This is a genomic window from Dysgonomonas sp. GY617 (genome assembly GCF_015233815.1).
Lineage (GTDB): Bacteria > Bacteroidota > Bacteroidia > Bacteroidales > Dysgonomonadaceae > Dysgonomonas_A.
Map to the genome: position 1 here is coordinate 1 of NZ_JADCLR010000005.1, position 21,695 is coordinate 21,695.

At 33.2% G+C, this 21,695-nt stretch carries 16 protein-coding genes and 3 pseudogenes; all 19 read right to left on the reverse strand.

The genetic code is table 11. The features are described from left to right. Positions 1 to 145: 145 nt before the first annotated feature. Positions 146 to 379: a glycohydrolase toxin TNT-related protein gene (locus IR022_RS06205; protein WP_194203058.1), complete on the reverse strand. Its 234-nt coding sequence runs from the start codon at positions 377 to 379 to the stop codon at positions 146 to 148. A 151-nt stretch (positions 380 to 530) separates the two neighbouring features. Beyond that, on the reverse strand, positions 531 to 989 hold the full coding sequence (locus IR022_RS06210) for a hypothetical protein (protein WP_194203059.1): 459 nt from the start codon (positions 987 to 989) through the stop codon (positions 531 to 533). After that, on the reverse strand, positions 983 to 7,186 hold the full coding sequence (locus IR022_RS06215) for an FG-GAP-like repeat-containing protein (protein WP_194203060.1): 6,204 nt from the start codon (positions 7,184 to 7,186) through the stop codon (positions 983 to 985). Before IR022_RS06215 ends, IR022_RS06210 begins: the two co-directional genes overlap by 7 nt. Before the next feature lie 3 nt (positions 7,187 to 7,189). Next, positions 7,190 to 8,482, reverse strand: a complete 1,293-nt coding sequence (locus IR022_RS06220) for a leucine-rich repeat domain-containing protein (protein WP_194203061.1) — start codon at positions 8,480 to 8,482, stop codon at positions 7,190 to 7,192. Between the two features lie 61 nt (positions 8,483 to 8,543). Next, entirely contained in the window at positions 8,544 to 10,385 is a 1,842-nt protein-coding gene (locus IR022_RS06225; protein ID WP_194203062.1) for a leucine-rich repeat domain-containing protein, read from the reverse strand. An 806-nt stretch (positions 10,386 to 11,191) separates the two neighbouring features. Then, positions 11,192 to 11,485, reverse strand: a complete 294-nt coding sequence (locus tag IR022_RS06230; RefSeq protein ID WP_194203080.1) for an HAD-IB family phosphatase — start codon at positions 11,483 to 11,485, stop codon at positions 11,192 to 11,194. 58 nt (positions 11,486 to 11,543) lie between these two features. Further along, positions 11,544 to 11,942 carry a DUF6080 domain-containing protein gene (locus IR022_RS20325; RefSeq protein ID WP_410492802.1) on the reverse strand — a complete coding sequence of 133 codons (399 nt, stop codon included), beginning with the start codon at positions 11,940 to 11,942 and terminating at the stop codon, positions 11,544 to 11,546. A gap of 1,217 nt (positions 11,943 to 13,159) precedes the next feature. Continuing rightward, complete coding sequence (locus IR022_RS06235; protein WP_194203063.1) at positions 13,160 to 13,360, reverse strand: hypothetical protein; 201 nt, start codon at positions 13,358 to 13,360, stop codon at positions 13,160 to 13,162. A gap of 317 nt (positions 13,361 to 13,677) precedes the next feature. Continuing rightward, entirely contained in the window at positions 13,678 to 14,214 is a 537-nt protein-coding gene (locus IR022_RS06240) for a hypothetical protein (RefSeq protein ID WP_194203064.1), read from the reverse strand. 10 nt (positions 14,215 to 14,224) lie between these two features. Beyond that, positions 14,225 to 14,704: a hypothetical protein gene (locus tag IR022_RS06245; RefSeq protein WP_194203065.1), complete on the reverse strand. Its 480-nt coding sequence runs from the start codon at positions 14,702 to 14,704 to the stop codon at positions 14,225 to 14,227. Positions 14,705 to 14,833: 129 nt separating this feature from the next. Continuing rightward, positions 14,834 to 15,064: pseudogene (locus tag IR022_RS06250) on the reverse strand (RHS repeat domain-containing protein); the annotation flags it as partial. Between the two features lie 57 nt (positions 15,065 to 15,121). Beyond that, the gene (locus tag IR022_RS06255; RefSeq protein WP_194203066.1) at positions 15,122 to 15,541 is read right to left on the reverse strand and encodes a hypothetical protein; all 420 of its coding nucleotides are present in this window, start codon (positions 15,539 to 15,541) and stop codon (positions 15,122 to 15,124) included. After that, positions 15,538 to 16,437, reverse strand: coding sequence for an RHS repeat-associated core domain-containing protein (locus IR022_RS06260; protein WP_194203067.1), 900 nt, complete (start codon positions 16,435 to 16,437; stop codon positions 15,538 to 15,540). The genes IR022_RS06255 and IR022_RS06260 overlap by 4 nt, the downstream gene beginning before the upstream one ends. 104 nt (positions 16,438 to 16,541) lie before the next feature. Beyond that, positions 16,542 to 17,003 carry a hypothetical protein gene (locus tag IR022_RS06265; RefSeq protein ID WP_194203068.1) on the reverse strand — a complete coding sequence of 154 codons (462 nt, stop codon included), beginning with the start codon at positions 17,001 to 17,003 and terminating at the stop codon, positions 16,542 to 16,544. A gap of 166 nt (positions 17,004 to 17,169) precedes the next feature. Continuing rightward, positions 17,170 to 17,868: an RHS repeat-associated core domain-containing protein gene (locus IR022_RS06270; RefSeq protein WP_194203069.1), complete on the reverse strand. Its 699-nt coding sequence runs from the start codon at positions 17,866 to 17,868 to the stop codon at positions 17,170 to 17,172. 119 nt (positions 17,869 to 17,987) lie between these two features. Continuing rightward, a complete protein-coding gene (locus IR022_RS06275) occupies positions 17,988 to 18,476 on the reverse strand; it encodes a hypothetical protein (RefSeq protein WP_194203070.1) in 489 nt (162 codons plus the stop codon). 651 nt (positions 18,477 to 19,127) lie between these two features. Then, positions 19,128 to 19,634, reverse strand: a pseudogene (locus tag IR022_RS20330) (RHS repeat domain-containing protein); the annotation flags it as partial. A gap of 180 nt (positions 19,635 to 19,814) precedes the next feature. Beyond that, entirely contained in the window at positions 19,815 to 20,270 is a 456-nt protein-coding gene (locus IR022_RS06285) for a hypothetical protein (RefSeq protein ID WP_194203072.1), read from the reverse strand. A 2-nt stretch (positions 20,271 to 20,272) separates the two neighbouring features. Continuing rightward, positions 20,273 to 21,676: pseudogene (locus tag IR022_RS06290) on the reverse strand (RHS repeat-associated core domain-containing protein); the annotation flags it as partial. Positions 21,677 to 21,695: the final 19 nt, after the last annotated feature.

The window sequence follows — 21,695 nt, forward strand, 5'->3', positions numbered from 1 at the left end:
TTCATCTAAATAAAAAACATCCCATTTAGTATAGTTTTGATACAAAATGATGGTATTAGGCTGCAAATCTCCCTCTAATGAATATTCTTTTTCATCAATTCCTAAATCATTAAGTTTTTCTTTTAATTGATTTATATCCATTTATTTAAAATTTAATAATAAATTCTCTTTTTAATAATGTATTTACATTAACAGGAACTTGATATTGTGCTCCTCCTCCTCCTCCTCCTCCTCCTCCTCCTCCTCCTAGTTGATTAAATGCAGGGGCAATTGTTGACCTCACAACAGGTATTGGTTTTACTACTTGATAAACATTGTAATTTCCATTCTGTGCACAAAATATGTCCCCGATCTTTGTATTACTGATTCTCTTTGCCATAATTTTTTAGTCGATTCCATATTTTCCCCAATACTTGGGAGAAATAGAATTTATTGCTTATTTATTCGGATATGTTATCCGAATAATATAATTAAAGAGATTTCAAACACTAATGCTAAAGAGTAAGACATAGGATGCTTCCGACAAAGGCTCAGTCTATTCTTTCTGAATCTAATATTCCAATATTATTATTCACTCTCATTTTGATACCAAAAGAATCCCCTTCAGTGTGCATATTGCAAAATAAGTTTGTTCCTTGTTTAAATATATTGTTTTCAACGATAAGCAACTCTTTAAATTGACAATCAAAAAAACTAAAAAAGTCTCTAAAAACATTACTTTTTATACAAATAGGTTCATCATTATGCCCTCCCATTTCAAATATAACTTTATTCAAAATTATATTATCTTCTAAAAGAAAGCCTTGTTTGAACCAAGACGTGTGTAATGATAAGTTCCTAATTACACAACCTCTTATGATTATACTAGTTGACTCGAACTCTGTAAAACTTAGATCAATTAAATCTATTATAGAGTTAAGAACAATCATAGATTCTTCTTTCTTTATAGAGGAATCTATGATTGGAATTATTTTATCTTTTATTACCATGACTTACTTCCTAAATTTATCACTGGATTTGTAGAACGAATTGGATTACCATTATAAGGCATTAAATTCATAGACCTTATTTGACCAGCATGGACATTTGCCCTTATAAGTGATTCTTGACCATTTATCTTAATTTTAATAGTATTATCACCAGCCTTCAAGTTATGTCTTTGCTGCATTAAGGTCCTTCTTGTATTTTCTAAAACCTTTTGTTGGGATAATCCTAGATCGTTATTTCTTCCACCAGAATTATTATGTCCCAAAAAATTACTTGAAGCTCTATTTGTTATAACTTCTTTTCCATTCAAAGGATTTAAACCTTCCTTATAAGCAGTTCTAAATCCACTACCAACCCCAGCAGCTAATCCTATTGCGGCTCCAGACTTCATTCCTGATAATCCCATTTCATTTGCTTGTCCTAGATCCCCAGTCATTATAAATCCTGCTGTGAAACCTCCAGCATAACCACCTCCGGCTCCTCCAAGAAATCCACCTATGGCTCCTTTTACAACTGGACTTGTTATTTTAAATCCGTTGACAACAACTGCTCCTAATGTATTAGCGGCAAACTGTCCGGCAAATCCTCCAGCTAATCCGGATACAGAACCAACTAATCCTCCCGTTAAAATATCTGTACCTGTAGCACCTCCTAACCAGGCATTCGTAGTTCCTACAAGAGCCCCCCCTGCGGCCCACCCGGCTGGACCATACAAAGCCAGAACACCAGCTCCGGCACCAGCGAAAAACGCACCAGCCCCTTGTCCTATCATCTGCCAAGGAGTTCCATGTATGTTTCCTTGCCAAATATTAACACCCAGATTTACAACACCTCCGATAATACCCGCCACAAGATCGTCAATGCCCAGCCACTCTCCTGTGAGATCATTGTATCTTAACGGATTATTCCAACAATACGAATACCGGTTAAAACTTTGGCTAAAATCAGGAGCCTGCACATACGGATCAGGAGATAAGAATCTTCCTACAACCGGATCGTACAATCGGGCATTCATGTTTATCAACCCATATTCAAGCAAATGCTCATGTCCGGTATAACCTCTATTTCCCAGAACTGGGATTATCTCGTTGCCTATTGGATAAACAATCTGATTTACAGGATTTCTAAGGCGTCCCCACGAGTCATAACTCAGTTCTTGTTTTACAGCTCCCGTGGCATCTATCACATGGGTAATACTACCTAAATAATCACGTCCTATATACTGCACCTGCCATGCCCCTGTGCCTTGCTTAACATACACAGCCGCTGCTGAATATGCATCTCCACTAAGATACAACCTTTCCTCTGTTCCGGCAATAGTTTTATCAATTTCATACTCTCCGCCAATATAATAACGTTCCAGTTCAGTTGTATCTCCCCGTTGCGTTAACATTTTCACCCTATCACCATTTCCATTGTAAGTAAAAGTCGTTACCTTCCCGTTTTCTTGAATGGATAAAGGTCGCATCATATTGGTATAAGTGACGGTTTGCCCCCTGCGATAATTTTGTAATCCATCAAGATCTCCTTGCTGACAACCGGCAATTGTTGTAAGGGCATAAGGCTTGGGGGAATTGTATTTAAACTGACCGACATTCGGAAAATAAGTGATATTTCCTTTTTCATCATACCCCATTTTCTTATCTCCAAAAACTGCTAGACGATTTAACCTATCGTAACTAAAGCTTTCACGCAAATTTCTGGTATTATCCTTTCTCCAATTCAGATTCCCCGTTTGAGAATCAAAATTATAGCTGAAATCCTGGATAATAGTAGTACCATTTTTTATCACCCTCGATGTAGGCAGACCAAAACTGTCATATCCATAGGTTCGTGATAATACTCCTGTAGTAGCTGAGACAGACATTCCCAGGTTATTTTCCCCGGTCAGTTTCCAAATTGAAGTTTCGTCATGAAGCTTTATCTCTGTATTATGACCGTTTGCATATATATAGGTCAGAGTTGTAATATCTCCCGATTGCGAAGAATTATAATTTACAGATGAAAGATTACCTCCATTATAGGCATATATTTTTTGTAACCATTTATCATCGAGAACGGTTTCTTTTTGGGTTTTCAGTCTAAACAGTTCGTCGTAAACATAAGCAACCGATATACCATTATTGCTGAATTCACTTTCAAGTAATCCGTCTCCATTGAAAGTATAAGTGCTAGTAAGTTCACCTACAACCTCTTTTATCGTCAGTCGGTTATATGAATCATAAACCATCTTGGTTACTTTATCTCTTGCGTCAGTCTCCTTATTGATATTACCGGCAGCATCAAACTCAAACCTTTTTGTTCCTGCACTGGGATCATGTATTGCAGTTTGTCGTCCGTATTTATCATACTCAAAAGAAGTCTCAACATCTCCGGTAGCAATTATAGATATGGGTTGTCCATCAGGACGGTATTTATATACAATAGTTCCTGCGGCATCCTCTATGCTTATAACTTCGCCGCTTGCATCGTAAGTTTTGATAGAAGCTACTCCATCAATATCCGATCTGGTTTGTAATTTAGCGTATGTATAGATATCTTTTTTTCCGGAAGCGTAATTAAGTACCTTTATTCTGTCATAAGAATCGTATTCATAAGTATTCCAATGAGTAGGATTCGTTCCTCTAAAAGGCTGTGAACTTTTCTCAAGACGCCCCAGATTATCGTATACATTATCGGTATAGAGGTAGACTCCATCAAATCGTTTCTGCCCATTTCTTATTTCTCTGCCCTGTGAATCAAAATAAGTTTGTATGTCTGGCTGTCCGGTAGATGTTGTCGTAGAAATAATCACAGCTCCTGCCGGAGAATCTGTCCATTTCAAATTTGTAGATTCAACTGTTCCATCGGGATAAGATACAGAAGTATTTCTACCCCATGTATCATAGGTGTATTTAGTCTCATGTCCTTTATGACTTTTGGTGGTTTCCAATAGTCCCTTATTGTCATAACCATAATCTATATAGAGGTTTAACGGATCCGTTTTTCGAATTACTCTCCCGTACGAATCATAGTCATATTTATCTGTTAACCAATTGGACGACGAGTAACTTTTTGATTTGGACTCTTTCAGATTTAAAGCAGTATCATAAACAAAGCTTTCTTCCGATACTTGGTTATTATTGTAATAACTTATTTTAGACGTCGGTAAATAATTAGAATTATAAATAATGCTTGTTTTTCGACTTATCGATGCTCCATCACGTGTGTTTACTAATATTTGTTCTTCGGGTAATCCTAATAGATAGACAGTTCCATTATCAATATTTTTCAGTTTATTACTTCTTCGTGTTGTAATCCCTTCTCCATAACTAATGTTTTCGACAATCAAATTACCATACAAATCATACTCATAAGAAGAACTTGTAGTAATATCGTTTAGTTTGTCTTTAACTTTTTTATCGGTCAATAGTAGTTGAACAACTTTATTAGATGCCACCTCAATAGAGTAATCATTACTGACTAAAGAGGTCGGAGAATCAATTGATTTAATAATTCCAAAACTTATAGGATCAAAAGTTTGAACCGCTGATCTATTTCTTAAAAAATCGTTTTCTGTTATTTGCTCAAACCCTCTGAAACCAAGACCTTGCTTATGTATTACCGCATTTTTATATTCGTAATACGTATCTGCGATTTTAATGTTATTAGTATAACTTTCGGTATTGCTTACAACTGTATAGCCTCCATTATAATTATAGTATGGAAATTTGGCACCATACCCTTTTTCATAAAGTAACCCATATCTGTCTTCATTAAGCTGCTGATATCCTATTTTTGTAACTGTACCAAAACTATTTACAATACCTGTCAGCAATCTATTCTTAGATTGATTAATATGGTATGAAATTTTGAAGGCTTTGCCATTTTTAAGTGCGACCAATTGGCTATAATAGTTGCGACTCTGGATATTGGTAGGAATTAAGGCTGTTTGCTCGGGAAAACCGATTTGCCGGGAATCTTTGTACTTATTATCAGCAATGAAATAAACGGACAGATGACTTTGGGTATTATAATCATACACTTCTACCAAGTCAGTATGTCCATCTCCGTTCATATCTTGTGTTATGAAACGGGATTCAGGACGTTTCCCTGTAATAATTAAAGCTGTAAATTCAAAAGTTCCATCTCCCTTAGATGAATATATTTCCCAATCTCTAGACCCTGATGCTTTAGCAGGAGAGATTAAATAGTCTGTTTTTCCATCACCATTAAAGTCACCCAAGAGTACATCCTTATTTACAAGATTTCCATTTTTTAAATGGGTGGAACTATTTATCAATTTCAGTTCATAATTCGAACCATTTACCTCGAAAGTATATACATGAATTCCGGCATCATTAATCAGACATAAATCTGTTTTTCCGTCTCCGTCATAATCAATTGCATATAGCTTTTCTGAGTTAGTATAGGCTTCTTCACCATCAATTAATACCTTTCCTTTGTCATTGTATTTTATAAATTGAACATTATATTCAAACGGACTTTTTCCTTCAAAGAGTTTTTTATTGCCATCCAAATCAAAAAGAGAACAACTTGTAGTTCCATTCATACCCATTACATCAGATACAGAGACTGCCAATACTTCCATTTTACCATCTCCGTTAAAATCCCCTGTGTAATAAAATTTAGGAGTAATGCTTTTGTTATTACTATGATCTTCCAGCAAGATATTAAAATCGAAAGTACGTGTATATTTTTCAGCAATTCCCGAATATAAGTTAGCTGTATACACATGAAAATCAATTCTATCTTTATCTTCTGATACCGTATTGTTTACTTTTACGATTTCTTCTCCTGGAAATTCGTCCACATCCACACAGAAAATATCTACAAATCCAGACTCTGTCTTTATTTCGGGATTATAGTCACCCCAATTACCGGCTAAACCGGTAGTAACAATAATTGTTTCATCATCCCCATATTGATTAACAATTTTATTTTCTGAGTGATTAAAAAGACCTGCATCCTTCGAATAATGTGAATAACTGGCTTTATTGGGTAGTGTTATTATACCGTCATCGTCTGTACCATAATCAAATTTTCCTTTTGAGAAACGTAAAGTTGCAGGATCCTTAAAATTATAATAATGCATCAGTTGGGTACTGTCTTGCTTAAATTCGGCTTTTTGGGTGTTATCTCCGTAATAAAAGATTATAGGATTATACGAGTCGCTCACCGTAGAGCAGGATATGCTCTTCAGCACGGAAGTATTTCCGCTTTCACCATAAGTTAAAGTATATGATTTCAGCTCTGTATCGAGATACTTAGGCGTTATTGATTCAAGCAGATATCCATAGTTGAGCTCTTTTCCACTGATGAACAGACTGAAGTAATCATCTCTTGTATTGGTATAATTAAATTTAACAGAAGCTTGCTGCGCTAGACCATAAGTTATTTCTTGGATGCGGTAATAGTTGGACGGGTTATCGTAATAGTAATTAATGACATTACCTGTTTTATCAACCATTTTTGTAATAGGGTAAAACAAATCTTCACCGATAGATTTACCCGCAAACCCATAGACTGCTTGTTTTCCATCCGGATAAAATACATCAAAATAAGTCAGTTCACTATTTGCATTGAGGTAACCTATAATCTTTATATTTCCCTGCTCGGATTGATAAATAATTTTCGAGTTAGCCTCACTTAATTTTATTAAACGCATTCCATCTAAAAATAATGCACTTGTTTTATCTTTGGCTATTGCACCTTCCACTTTTCCGTCATAATAAAAGGATTTATTTCCTCTTGAAATAAGAGATAACCCTGAGATATTCCATCCTATACCTACAGGTCCATTACCTGCCTGACTACTATAAGAAAATCCTATCTGAGGTGTGAATCCTTTAGGCTCTGAGTACAAATCAATAGGTACGTTTATCGATAATGCTCCAATTGGGCTTATGCTTGTCGTAAAGGGAATTTCTCCAACAACCTTGCCCTTGTCTATATTGTAAAAAGTAGGAATTTGAGGATGAAGTTCATCCCTATAAGATCGGATATTATTTAATTGGGAAGATTTAGTTTCATTTATTTCTATTGTTGTACTGGTTGTACTGTTAGTCTTAAATACGATAGTGCTATCTATGTTTAAGCCTGTAAAATCTTTAGGGGTAGTTTGTGAATATATTCCCTCTAAAAAGGCAGAGCCCAATATGCAAATTAGAAAAAGTTTTGATATATATTGTCTCATCATTTTTTATTGTTTAATAATTTTCCAGGTGCTTGTTTTACCATTGATATTGATATGCAAAACATATGCTCCTGCAGGTTCATTGCTGATATCCAGATTAATTTGGTTTTGATTGACTGCTTTGTTTAGAATCATTTTGCCATTAAGGCTTAGTATGGTTAAACTACCGGATATCATATCATTTTGATTGACAATTTCAACCATCAATTGTCCTCTGGTCGGGTTAGGATAGATAATAATTGACTGATTTGCTACTTCATCCATGAATTGTTGTGATTCCTGCGAGGATTCCACAGACCGGGTTGTGGTCAGTAGTATTTCTTTTCGGATCCTATTCCCTGAAGCATCATAGGTGAACTCAATAATATCTATTGCATTTTCACAGTATTCCTCAGAGGGATCAAGTGGTTCGATAGGTGCTATCGGAGCAGAAGGGTCAGGATATACAGGTTCGGAACCAATTGCTAATATTCTGAAAAAATCTTCCCATTGGGCAGTTTTTGCATATCGAGTAGTGGCAGTTTCGAGAACCAATAATTTACAAACCTCTGTGTCTACTCCATTAAAAACAGTAGTTCCTAATGCCGGAGGTGTGCTATTGTAGCTAATTATTGAAGCTAAATTGGAACAATCCGAGAAAGTGTTGTTACCAATGTTCTTTAAAGCACTAGGTAATATAAGTTTGGTCAGATTACTTTTTTGGAAAGCTGTATTTCCTATTGTAGCAAGTTTAACCATAACTGACAGATCGACAGTTGCCTGTCCTATTAATTTCATATTACGAAAAGCACTACCACTAATCTCTTCAAGATTTGCACATCCCATAAAGTCAATACTACCTATTGTACTATTCTCAAAAGCACTTTCTGCTATGGTTTTCAATGAATTTTTGTGTAAAGCCATGACTACTTCTCGCGGTAAAATTACTTCTCCATTAAAGTTGGCAAAACTGGATCCGCTTTGTGTGCCACTTATGTAACAGCGGAGCTTACTGCTGTTGGAGAAATCCAGAACATTAGCCTTTGTCAATGTTGTGCTATTAAAAGCATTGGGGTTTATTTGCTCAAGATTTAAACATTTAGTAAAATTCATGCAGGGGATCGTTGCATTTTGAAATGCATTATTGCCAATACTTTTTAAAGAAGCCGGAAGAACAATTCCTTGTCCGATAACCGCTCCCTGAAATGCACTTGTACCGATCTCTTCTAGCGAAGGTTGTTTTTTAGTATTAGTCTGCGATTGTAGTGGGAGAATACCCCATAGCAGACATAATACAATAGTGATATATTTTGAATTCATATTGTTTGCTTATTTTTAATTTCCATTAGTTTGTTTTTATAAAGAAAAGTTTCTTCGGAGATTAAAAACAAGACACTCCAGATTGTCCTGGATCCATTTGTTCAAAGCTTACGCTTGGAATTGTGCTATTGTAAAAGGCTTTTGTGCCGATAGTCTTTAAACTGTTTGGAAAGACAATCCCTTTAGTTAATACCGAGTTTGCAAAAGCTGATTCACCAATAGTTTCCAGAACAGGAGGGAAGATTACGCTTCCCCGAAAATTTTGAAAGGTACCACTTGGTATATTAATCAGGTTAGAAGGCAAAATCACTTTGCTTGTAGATGATATAAAGCTCTCAACTTCAAAGTTTTTAAGTGATATACATTGACTAAAATCCAGCTCAGGTACCATACAAGAAGCAAAAGCATTACGGCCAATATTCTTTAAATTTACACAGGAAAAAAAGTTCAAAGCAGGTGCAATAGTGTTTTGAAAAGCACTATTTTTGATTATATCCAAGCTGGAGGAAAGTATTAATGTGTCTTTAAGTATAGCTCCTTGAAAAGCTGAACCTTCAATACGTTCTAGACCTGAGGGTAATTCTATTGTTCCTGTAAAATTCAGAAATGTACTGGCTGGTAATATTAATAGGTTCTGAGGAAGAATGACATGACCGGAGTGATTTGTAAAGGTTCCCGGACCAATTCCTGAATTTGTTCTTATAAATCGTGTCAATAAAGTATTTTTTGAAAAATCAAGTATTCCAGTATCTGTTTTTAGTCCAGCAAAACAAGTGGAGCCTAGTTCTTCTAGAGATTGACATCTCGAAAAATCCAGATTAGGAACCGACATACCAGAAAAACCCCCATTACTAATTATCTTTAGACTTGATGGCAACATTAATGTAGTCTTTAATGTAGCTCCCTGAAAAGCAGAGCCTTCAATACGTTCTAAAGCAGAGGGTAATTCTATTGTTCCCGTAAAATTTAAAAATATACTGGCAGGTAATGTTAATAGATTCTGAGGAAGAATGACATGACCGGAGTGATTTGTAAAGGTTCCTGGACCAATTCCTGAATTTATTCTTATAAATCGTGTCAATGAAGTATTTTTTGAAAAATCAAGTATTCCAGTATCTGTTTTTAGTCCAGCAAAACAAGTGGAGCCTAGTTCTTCTAGAGACTGACATCTCGAAAAATCCAGATTAGGAACCGACATACCAGAAAAAACCCCATTACCAATTATCTTTAGACTTGATGGCAACATTAATGTAGTCTTTAATGTAGCTCCCTGAAAAGCAGAGCTTTCAATACGTTCTAAAGCAGAGGGTAATTCTATTGTTCCCGTAAAATTTAAAAATATACTGGCAGGTAATGCTAATAGATTCTGAGGAAGAATAACATGACCGGAATAATTTGTAAAAGTTCCTGGACCAATTCCTAAGTTCAATCTTATAAATCGAGTTAATAAAGTATTCTTCGAGAAATCAAGTATTCCTGTTGTTGTTTTTAGTCCAGCGAAGCAAGTGTATCCTATTTCTTCCAATGCCAGGCATTTCGAGAAATCAAGTTCAGAAAAAGAGGATCCGGCAAATGCATTGGCGCCTAGAATTTTCAAATTAACAGGAAATGTAATCTTAGTCATTACTTTACCCTGAAAAGCTCCACCCGGAATAGTTCCGTTTGAAATATTAACAGTAGACATATCAATATTCTTTAATGAAGACATTTGCTTAATCGTTGCAAAATCAACATCATTAATTGTACCTGTTAAAACGAGATCTGTAACCTTTGTTTTATCTGCCCCAAGCTGGCTATCTAATGTCCCAGGAGTATTTACTGTGATATTTTTACTTAATTGTCCGTAAGCCGGAATTACCCATATTATTACACTGAATAATAAGGTTAGAATTTTTTTTGTCATAATAAGTTAGAATTTTTGTATATTAATTTTTAGTTTTTGCTATTGCAGAAAAGTATAAGAAAACTGGATACTCTCAATTAAAACTGAGAGATCTTGCTGTTTTCTAAATTATTGGGAAGCTCATATAAAATAAATGAGATTATAATGAAACTTTCAACTTTTGTCGTATTACAGTTTATTTACATTTTTTTTGTAAGATTTCACCATCATATATGCAGATTGTCTCATATAGCTAGAGTCTGTTAGTTAGTGCAATAAATGAAAAAAATATGTTAGTTCTTTATAATATTATTATTGATAAATCTGATCTTTTGGTGTTATTATTTTATTGGCAAAGATAAATTAAATTAAAGAATAACTACATAAACATGTTAATTTTGATGTAATTTATCTAATTAACCAAAATTCTAAAAGAGACAATTTTGCCCTTCTTATATATAGATAAAAGATTTTTCATCTTATAAAAACACCTATTATCATATATCTACGTGAGTTTTTATTTAATATAGAATAACAGAAGGCAACACAATTATTATCAATTAATTAAAATGCATTTTCAGCCTTGACCTCTCTGGTAATTTGACATAAAACCTAAACTTAGACACAATAGATTCTTGGTACACTTTAAAATAATAATTTTATATAAAATACTCTTTTAAGTATCCTTTATGAAAAACAATTAGAGAGACCTCTATAATAAAAAGTATCTTCATCTGGATGATAGTTAGAAAGATAGAATAGCTATTTCGAATATATATTAAGTGATCTTATAGTTTAGCTAACAAAAGTTAGATAGTCTGATAAAGCTAATAACTCTTTATCTCCGGCACTATCCCCATATGCATAAGTATATACTCAACTCTGTTAGGAAATTCCTCTAAAAGACGATTCACTTTCTCTTGTCCATAGCAGTTTGCAGTACTAAAAATTCCCACTATTAAACCGTCGATAGTAGCAATTTCTGTTGCTAAAACTTTTTCAATACCCATCGTTTTTGCCCAAGGCTTTATCCAATTTGATATAGAAGCACTGATTATAATAACTGTATGGTTTTGACTTTGATGCCATCTTATTTTATTTATAATCTCAGACCTTGTTATTTCCTATATTCTTTTAATATAATCCTCGCTCACTTTATTGAATACTTCAACGCTTTTATTAAAGAAAATAGGCAAAAAGTTTCTGTTTAGAGAATGACTTGTACAACCAGCCTAATAATAACGGAACGGTATAAACCCAATATGCTCCAAACATAAACGGTTCATCCAAGTCATACTTTATTATTATGTGAATAAATATATTATAAATTAATATTAGGAATAGGATCTGGACATACTTATTTTTATAATTTTTTATTAATGAAAATATTATTAAACCTGTTATAACAAAGATCATTAAGTATTGCCACCAGTAATTATAGTAGTCCATACTAATAACATCTGTTTCATCACCACGTAATTTATGAATCCATAGCTCAGGTGAAAATATAGGAGCCCCCCAGAATAAGTCGATTACATGTTTATAAAATTCACCACTCGTATGAGTAAACCACTCCATGTGAGTTTCTGTGTCAGCTATTAAATGATGAGTTGTAGTAATCCAAATCAGTACTATACCTATTATGCCACTTAGTATAGCTAAATCTTTAATCTTACTTTTAATTGGTTTATTGAAAAATAAATAAGGTATTGTACAAATTACAAAATTTGTAATAATTAGATATTAAAACTTCGATTTTGATTGCTACACTATATGCAATTACTCCCATAAATTTAATGCTGTGTTTTATACCGAAATCATTTACCATATCTGTTTATATAATTACATTTGTTTTTTTTTATAGAAAAAGCTATACTGTCAACAACAGTTGCTGGTCTAAGTTAATTACCTTGTCAAGGTATTTAAAGATAAATAAAACAGAGCTTGCTATCATATAGTTACAAAATAAAACCCAAAGAAAAGTTTTAGCTTTAAAGCTTCCCGTTAATGTAGCCTATAAATCTCCTAAAAAGATAATTAGGCTTGTTAAATATCTCAAAAGTGGGTGTGGGGGTATACTCTGATATCCATACTTATAAATTGTATTATTGTCAAAAGAGAAATAGAGGTCACCCAAGATCGGATTGTCTATTATTGAAGTTTGTGTTATTATAAAATAAGAATATGAAAAGTAAAATAGCATTAGTAAACACAGTAAAATTATTTAGATCTTCTTTTCAGGGAGAAGATGGTATAGAATACTCCTATTATTCATATTTGTTTATTATTAGCTACTTATAAAAAAATCGGATTAATATAAATGATACTACCCAACATAAGATAGTAATTTGTAGAAAACGGTCTTTAAGAACCAATTTAGTTGGACTATCACCCTTTTTTTCAACGAAAATAGCTTGAAGATATCTGAATAATCCAAGAATTACAAATAATGATGTTATATATAAATGTTCTCCATTTCGAAGCATAACTTCAGCAGATATTGTATACATGAACTAAAAATAATAATATTTACAACAGAAGTAATTATTGTATTTAAAAACTCAATATTATACCCGGTAATACTTTTTCTCATTTCTTGTCCTGTTTCTGTAAAAATGACTACATCATTACGCCTCTTCCCCACAACTAATAACAAGGCAAGAAGAAATGTCAATATAATAATCCAGTGAGATAAAGCGATTGAAGTAACAGTGCTGTATTATATATTCTGAAAACAGATAAAAGATCAATATATTAATAAGATTAAATATAACCAAAAGTATAGCTTTCATCGTTCAATTAGAATTTTGACCATTACCATTTGCTTGCTGATTTACAATCTTAGCCCTACGATCTGTTTTAATATCCTCTCCCGTAAAACTTTCTATAAACTTTACAATTTTAGCATCTATTCCTAATGCCCTACTATTTAATGTATTCGTTGGTTCATAAGATACTTTGGGAAAGAGTTTGTCTTTCAGCGTCAGGTAATTCATTTGGAGCTACATCTAGTGGATTCTCGACAACTTCAATAATTTTTATTGTTCTTTTCAGGTACAGATAGAATCCATCAATTTACAGGAATAATGTTACAGGGTACTAACTAACATACACTGACATTGGATTCTATCCGGTATGCTTATGTTAACAAGTATCCATTTTGTTTTTTATAATCACCCCCGCACAGCTATCTTGCGGGAGTGATTTGTATAGAAATTAGTATTATTTTCATCATCAAGGCTAAGCCTTGTTGTTAACTTCAACGTAGGCAAAATCTATGCCGAACGAGGGGGGGATTATCAATTTGCCATTTTTATTGTTCAAATGATGTAATATACTCAATTTTTAGAGCAATATCTACTATATCAGTTATAGCAATTTCTTTATGAGATATAATTATCTCCCCATCCAAGTCAAATCCTATAATACTCAAACTATTAAATATTAAGTCACTATCTAAATCTCTCAGATCATAGATTGAAAAACCTGTGTTTTTTAGAAAATATAAAACATCAATTTTAGAAAACTCGTATGAATTTTGATTGTCTTTATAGAGTTTATAATCATTGTACCGATCTAGCCTACCACGACTTACAAGAAAGACTTCCTTACCATATTTATTCCATAGAAATAAACGAAATAAATATCCAAAGATTAACCATGCAACTAAGCAAACAAGCATAGTTCCAAAACTTACTTCGATAGATAAAATAATTATAATAACTATAGGTAAAAGAAATATAAATAATCCTGTGATACCTATAAAATAAGTAGCACATCCTGATTGTCCACAATTTAAAATTGTTAAACAAATTTTATCACCTTGGTTTTCTATTTTATACTCAGTCATTTATTCCTGTTTAGTTCTTATCTTTCATCCTTTGATAGTCTCTAGACCTTGCCTTTTGTGCAGCCTTAGTAGAGCCATAGTTTTCTTTTGTATACATTCCTTTTCGACCAATTTGAAATTCATTCCACCCCTGAGGTTTAATGCTTGGCGCTGATTTGGGAGTTGCTACACTTATCTCTATTTTTGGTGCTTTGGGTCTAGTTCTTACCGTTCCTTTAACATTTTTCCCTATTCCTTTCAAATCAAAAGGATTAGTTGAAAAACTAAATAATATGTTCGTTGGATGAAGTTGGTTTTTCACATGTGTTTTACAATTCTCCCAATAACTAGCTCTCCCATCCATACCTCCATCTACTGCAACTTTTACCAGACCTCTTAAGTATCCATCACCTTCTGTCTGCCCATTTCTAAAATCTTCGACCCTATCTTTTCCTACAACATACATATACTCATACATGTTAACTTCTTCAATTCCGCTATTTGTTGACACATACTCTTTCCCATTCTGTTGTATTGCAAGATAATTGCCTTCATTCTCTCCTGATATTATCTCATAGAGGTGAAAATTTCTCCACTCTTATTTTTCACACGCATATACCTGCTGGTAAGGAGTTCCTGTTTCTTCAACAAGAGGGTCTACTCCATAGAAGATTGACACTCGTGGATCATAATACCTCGCTCCGTAATAATACAGCCCTGTCTCTTCATCTAATTCCTTGGCATTAAACAAATACGGTGTATTCCACGTATTATTTCTCTCCTCTATAAAGACTTCACCGAATGGAACGTATTCAATATGCTGGGCTATTTCCCCATCTAAGTTGGTAATTAAACTCGAACTACCTAAATGAATATAAGACAATAATCCCGCCAAACTATTTTGAATGGCGGGATTAAATAAGACTAGCTACCAGTCAATTTTCTTATCAAAATTCTGCAATCCTTTCCGGCAGATTATTACAGTATTATCATTTTCCAACCTCATTTTAAAGAGCTTTTCTTTATAGTCCCTGTAAAATGTAATTTTAAATTTACCACTCATAGGATGCTCTTGGGTATGGAAATAAATCGAATCTGAGACTTCACCGTTTACTGTTTCCCATTTTATACCATCTGTATAATTTATATCTAGATTTAAAATGGCTGGAAGTGAAGCTGTATGGTCATTTCTCAAAATAAACATATTATCTAAAAAATTATACCATAAGGGATTGTCTGTACTCAAACTATCTATATCTATAGACCAGATGCCTGTTAGTTTTCTATCCAGCCGAGATGTGCATGAAGACAGGAATATGATTAATATAAAAAATATATATTTTTTCATTTCTTTTTCTCTATTACGTTATAAGAATCCCTGTTTTTCAGAATACTCCGGCCAATTGATCCTATTGATGCATAACCGGAACTTTCTCCCCCTTGATATACATAATTAACAATATGTAGTTGGCTCTTCTTATCCATGAATTGCCTAGGAATATCTCCTCTCGCTGCAGCAGTACTCACCAATCTAACAGTTGTCCTTAGAGCTTCTGTATGGCTTTCTAATTTATTCTTATCATTAATTGCAGCCCAGAACATATACTGTTCAAAACTAAAATTAATTAAATTTACTACTAACATTCCTTTTGCCCCAGTTATAAATCCAGGTGAACCAGCATTAATACTTTTTTGATTCCACCCTGCATATCGTCTGTCTGGTGTTCTGTCTTTCTTCAAAACAGTACCTCCAATCGGTATTACTCTCGGATCATAATTAGGATCAACAGCTCCTACTGTATTATCCATGCTTGCAAGTTCTGACCTTTCGAAATTAGTGACTTTCGACCAATTAAAATTTGCAACAGTAGTATTTATACCGATCTCTCCGGGAGCCCAGTTAGCCATATCTTCATTCATCGCCTTAATTTTCGCTCTTGTAAACATACTGAAGTTGTCTAAATTTAACTCGGCTACTCCCTGGTCTACATCTATTTTAATTCTGGAATCAAATTGACTAACAAGTGGATCATGCGGATCACCATCTTCTGGAGCCATTCCTGTAGGATCTGTATATCTCACCGGATTCAATGTACAATAAGCATAGGTAGAAACAGACGGATATTTTTCTTGTTTTGGGTCTGTACTTATCCAAACGGAAGTCCGTGGATCATAATACCTCGCCCCGTAATAGTACAGCCCCATTCCATAATATTTAATTGAAAAGTTATATCTATTAATCATATATCTATTTGATTATTCAACTGACACATAATGATAAAATAATTGCCCCGACCAATAGACTTTGGTCGGAAACAATTTATTAGACTGATTTGGAAATCATTGAGTTAATTTCGAGATTGTAATCTATAAAACTCTTTAGGTATTAAATCAGTGGGTGCAATAACATATAGGGAATACCTATTATTAGACTGATCATACAATAACATCATATCATTAGTTATTTCCTTAATTTTGTATCCAGCTCCATTCATGGTTATTATACTATCTTTTGTCAATAACCAATCATTTCCAACTACCATATCAGTATTCTGATAATCATCTATCACAAATTTATCTTTTAAGCTATTCTTATATCCACGGTAAAATTTCTTAGATTTGTCAAAATATAAAAATAACATTGGATTATCATCGAACATCTGGTTTTGAACAACCATTGGTTCATCATGAACCAATATCCAATACTTAAAATCATGGCCTCTAATTTTATATTCCAAACTATCTTTTTTTTCTATATTACAAGAGGAGATGAGAATTGTTATAAACAATAAATATTTACATGTTTTCATATTATCATTTCTTTTCTTTAACTTTTAGGGTATAAGCATCTGCAGCTCCCCCATGACGCTCATATTGTATTTGATAATTTGAATTCTTGGAATTTGCATGATCTATTATTTTAGAAACAGTATGATCATTAGCCCCATTATCAATTCTCTTACCCAGATTCTTTTTTTAATATTGAAGGGTATTTAATTGATATTCTTTAGTTGTCTTTGAGTATGATGAATGATCCATCTGAGCTTGGATTGCTTCAATTTCACGATTTTCAGTTTTAAGGGTTGAATTTGATAAAAATTGGTCTTTATGCTTGGCTTCATGAACAAATGTATTAATCATATTATGCTTATCATTTAATAATTCATCTAGTTTACCAAAATCTCTATTCAAGAAAATATTATAATTTTTATCCGCGAATGCAAGTGCATGTTCAGAATCGCCGGTATAACTAGATAATCCAACAGTACCTTTAGGATCATTCCCTACGGGAACCATTCCTTTCGCATAATAAGATGCTCCAATTTCATTTACATAACATCCTAAAGTATTAGCTACTATTTGTCTATTGGAAGTCGAGCTCAAGTCTATATCACTCAGTAGAACATAACCATCTCCCATCTTTACTCTTATTTTAGATCCAACTTTAGTGCTATGTGTATAAAACCCTTTTTCATTAAAGAAATCGTCCTTACCGTCAGGATCAACCATATTCAGTGGATTATTTGAACAATAATGATAAGACGACATATTAGGATTTTTTAATCCTAACGGATCGACTGACAACCAAATGCTCGTCCTCGGATCATAATACCGTTCCCCATAATAATAAAGGCTAATGCTTGTGCGATATTTTATAGAATAATTATATCTCATCTTCTCTTTTTTTAATCCACCCCATCAGATTATGCTGATGGAGTGGAACTTTATTTATCAGACATTAGTATAATACTTAATCAGGTACAATACCAACTTCAATCAGTAAGACTATTTTCTTAACTTAAAGTCATAAGAGACCATTTTCTTAATTTAAAGTCATATCTATAAAAGTATCCTTTTTTAGTCTTGAATATCAAAACTGTTGAATTACCATTCCCTTCTTCCTCAAAAATAAAACGATAAGGTGATAATCCTAACCAATAATAAGTATTATTTACATTTTCTCCTTTTTCGACTTTATCAATAAGGAGTATAGCCCTTTCCAAATTTACATTGTCTTGATAATCTATAATTTCTCTTGAAAAGTAAGTTATAAAACCAAGACACAAAATAAAAGAAATGATATAGATATACTTATTTAGTTTTTTTATCCTAAGTGAACAAAGAAAGACCCAACCAGTAAATAAAGCAATACCTATCAAAAAGACTTTCCATTTATTAGAATATATCAATTCAAGTTCTGTATTAAGAATATATTCTGAAAACAGATAAAAGATCAATATATTAATGACGTTAAATATAATAAAAAGTATTGCTTTCATCATTCAATTAGAATTTTGACCATTACCATTTGCTTGCTGATTTACAATTTTAGCCCTACGATCTGTTTTAATATCCTCTCCCGTAAAACTTTCTATAAACTTTACAATTTTAGCATCTATTCCTAATGCTCTATTGTTTGATGTATTTATTGATTCATAAGACATATTTTGAGGAGGGGTTTGTCTCTCAGCGTCAGGTAATTCATTTGGAGCTACATCTAGTGGATTTTCGACAACTCCAATCTTCATAAAGAATGAGGTTAAAGCTTGTAAAGCATTACCTTTATAGCTTTCTGCATATTGTTCAAAATACACCCCTAAAGCATTTGAAACTAAATCTTCATAAGACCAAGCCGAAGCATTACCAGCCCTTTCTTGCGCAAGTTCTGTTTCTTCACCTCGTTTCAAAATGTCATTACTTGATGCCAATAATAAGTCTGTACCATATGCTGCTGCTGAAAAGTGTCTCATATCAATCCATCCCCAACTTTTAGAATAGACATATCTCTCATTCAACATGCCTTTTCTTTCAACAGCAGCCCATCTATTATCAATACCTCCATACCAGCTTACAATATCTTCTAAAGAGCTTGCACGCACAGAAGCTAAAACTCTAATTAATTCAGAAAGAGATACTGCTTGAGATTTAATCGGTTCCTTTCCATTTGGATCAATATATTTAACAGGATTTTGGAAAGTATAAGCGTAAGTGCTTATGTGTGGATATTTTTCTTGAAGTGGATCAGTAGACAACCAAAAAGAGATACGAGGGTCGTAGTAACGTTTTCCAAAATAGTAGTTACCCGTCTCTTCATCCAACTCTTTGGCATTAAATAGATAAGGTGTATTCCAAGTATTATTTCTCTCCTCAATAAAGACTTCACCAAACGGCACATACTCGATATGCTGAGCAATTTCACCGCCCAAATTAGTAATTAATGACGAACTTCCCAAATGATCACTGTGATAATAATACTGGAATAATTCAGGGTTATCATTCCGGCTTGGATTGAATGACCTCAGTTTCGGACTGTCATCACAACAGAACCCCTGTCCGTCTACATAATTATCATTGTCCTTTCTATAGTAGGGTACTTCAAAGGTAGCATAATTATCCTTAATCTGTTGTTGTGACTGTTTGTATTCAATCGGTAGATTATCTATTATTTTATACATAATTATGGATGAGAGGTATTTTTTTCGATCTATTAATTCTAATTTATTAACTTTTGGAACATCTAAAATAGTAGAGGCAATATAAATATTGCCTCTACTTAGTAATGATTTTTTTATTATCAGATGGTTATAACAAGGAAATTTAATTTATTACCTTAATTAAAATTATTTTATAGTATATTCCTGATATCTATTAATATTGTACATAACAATAGTATCAGTATTGAAATAATCAGAAAGGTCTATGTCGTCAGACCTTTTATATAGAAGATAAATCATATCTTTAGTATACCTTAGTAACTTATATTTATTTGAACTTATAGATAAACTACTGTCTTTATTATAATAAAACCAATTTCTCTCAGTGTACAATCCTTTTTCAAAATGATTTAGATCATTGACCGATAAGTATTTTTTATCTTTATTAATATAATACTCCTCATATAAATGATCCGATTCAAATTTATCACAATAATTTATTACAAAGGTCGAATCATTAACTTTATCAATAGGCAAAGTTACCCAATATGATTTCTCATTACACAAAATTTGTTCAAAATCATCACTTGGAGTACAACTTGCAAGAAAAGGCAATAAATACAATAATCTTAATTTTTTCATAATTAATGGGGATCTTTGGGTATGTTTCCTATAGCTTTTAATGTATTAACTTCACCTTTCCCGTCTGGAGTTATAAGTTGTGTTCCTCCAGAGCTTCTATCTCTAAGTTGAAATCCTCCATTAATATTACTCTCATTAAAATCTTCCATAACAGTTTTCCATCCCGATTCTTTTTTCTGTTTCGCCCCCATTAGATATTTGAAAAAATTCAACATTATTCCATCCTTAAACTCAGAAGAGGCATTCTTATAATTATCTGACTTCATTTGTTTCAAATAAACTTTTACATGGACTGTATAAGATATTTTAATTCCATTGTTATCATCTTGATTATGATATCCTTCATGTTCAAGAGAACTCATTAGATTATAATAATTATCAAATAAAGGTGATACAGAACCATTCTTTTGAGTACTTATCCATATCTCCCCACCAGAATGGAATGCTAAATTGTCATCATGTTTAAGTTTAGTAACTCCTTTAAAAATATTTCCAACCCCTGCTTTTTCTGCATAATAAGAATAAATATTATTTAAGGTTTCTCTTGCTTCTGATTTCCAGTCGAATAAATTCCAATTAGTTTTAAATTCAGAGGGATATTTGTTTCCATCGCTAGTTTCCACTATAATATTGTTACCTATTGGAGTAGACCGACTATATTTTCCTTCGGAGGTAAAATAATCATCCTTTCCATCTGGATCAATCTTATTTATCGGATTCTGAGAGCAAAAATGGTAGGATGTTTTATTCGGATACTTTTCCTGCAACGGATCCGTACTAATCCATACCGAAGTTCTCGGATCATAATACCTTGCTCCGTAATAATATAGCCCAGTCTCTTCATCCAGCTCTTTGGCATTGAAAAGGTATGAAGTATTCCAAGTATTATTACGTTCTTCAATGAATACCTCTCCGAATGGCACATACTCTATATGCTGTGCAACTTCGCCATCTAAATTAGTAATTAATGACGAATTTCCCAAATGATCACTGTGATAATAATACTGGAACAATTCCGGATTGTCGTTCTGGCTTGGATTGAATGATTTCAGTCTCGGTGTGTCATCACAGCAGAATCCCTGTCCATTCACATAATCGTCGTTATCCTTACCATAATAAGGCACTTCAAAGCTAGCATAATTATCCTTGATGGATTGTTGAGACTGTTTGTATTTCGCTTTATAATCAACCTTCGCGCCATCCACATTACTTCCCGCGTACTCGATACGTCTAGGGTCTCTGCCGTAAGAGTCCAAATCACCTAACTTGGAAACGATGCGTTGAGAACCAATGTAAATTTTTAACAAAACTGAGTTCTGGCCAGATTTAGTCGCTGAAAAAGGAAAAAGGGATTTTCCTTTTGATAAGCCTATACCTATAGTTTCTCCTGTTCCTCCAGTAAATTCAAATTTCGATTTAGTACTT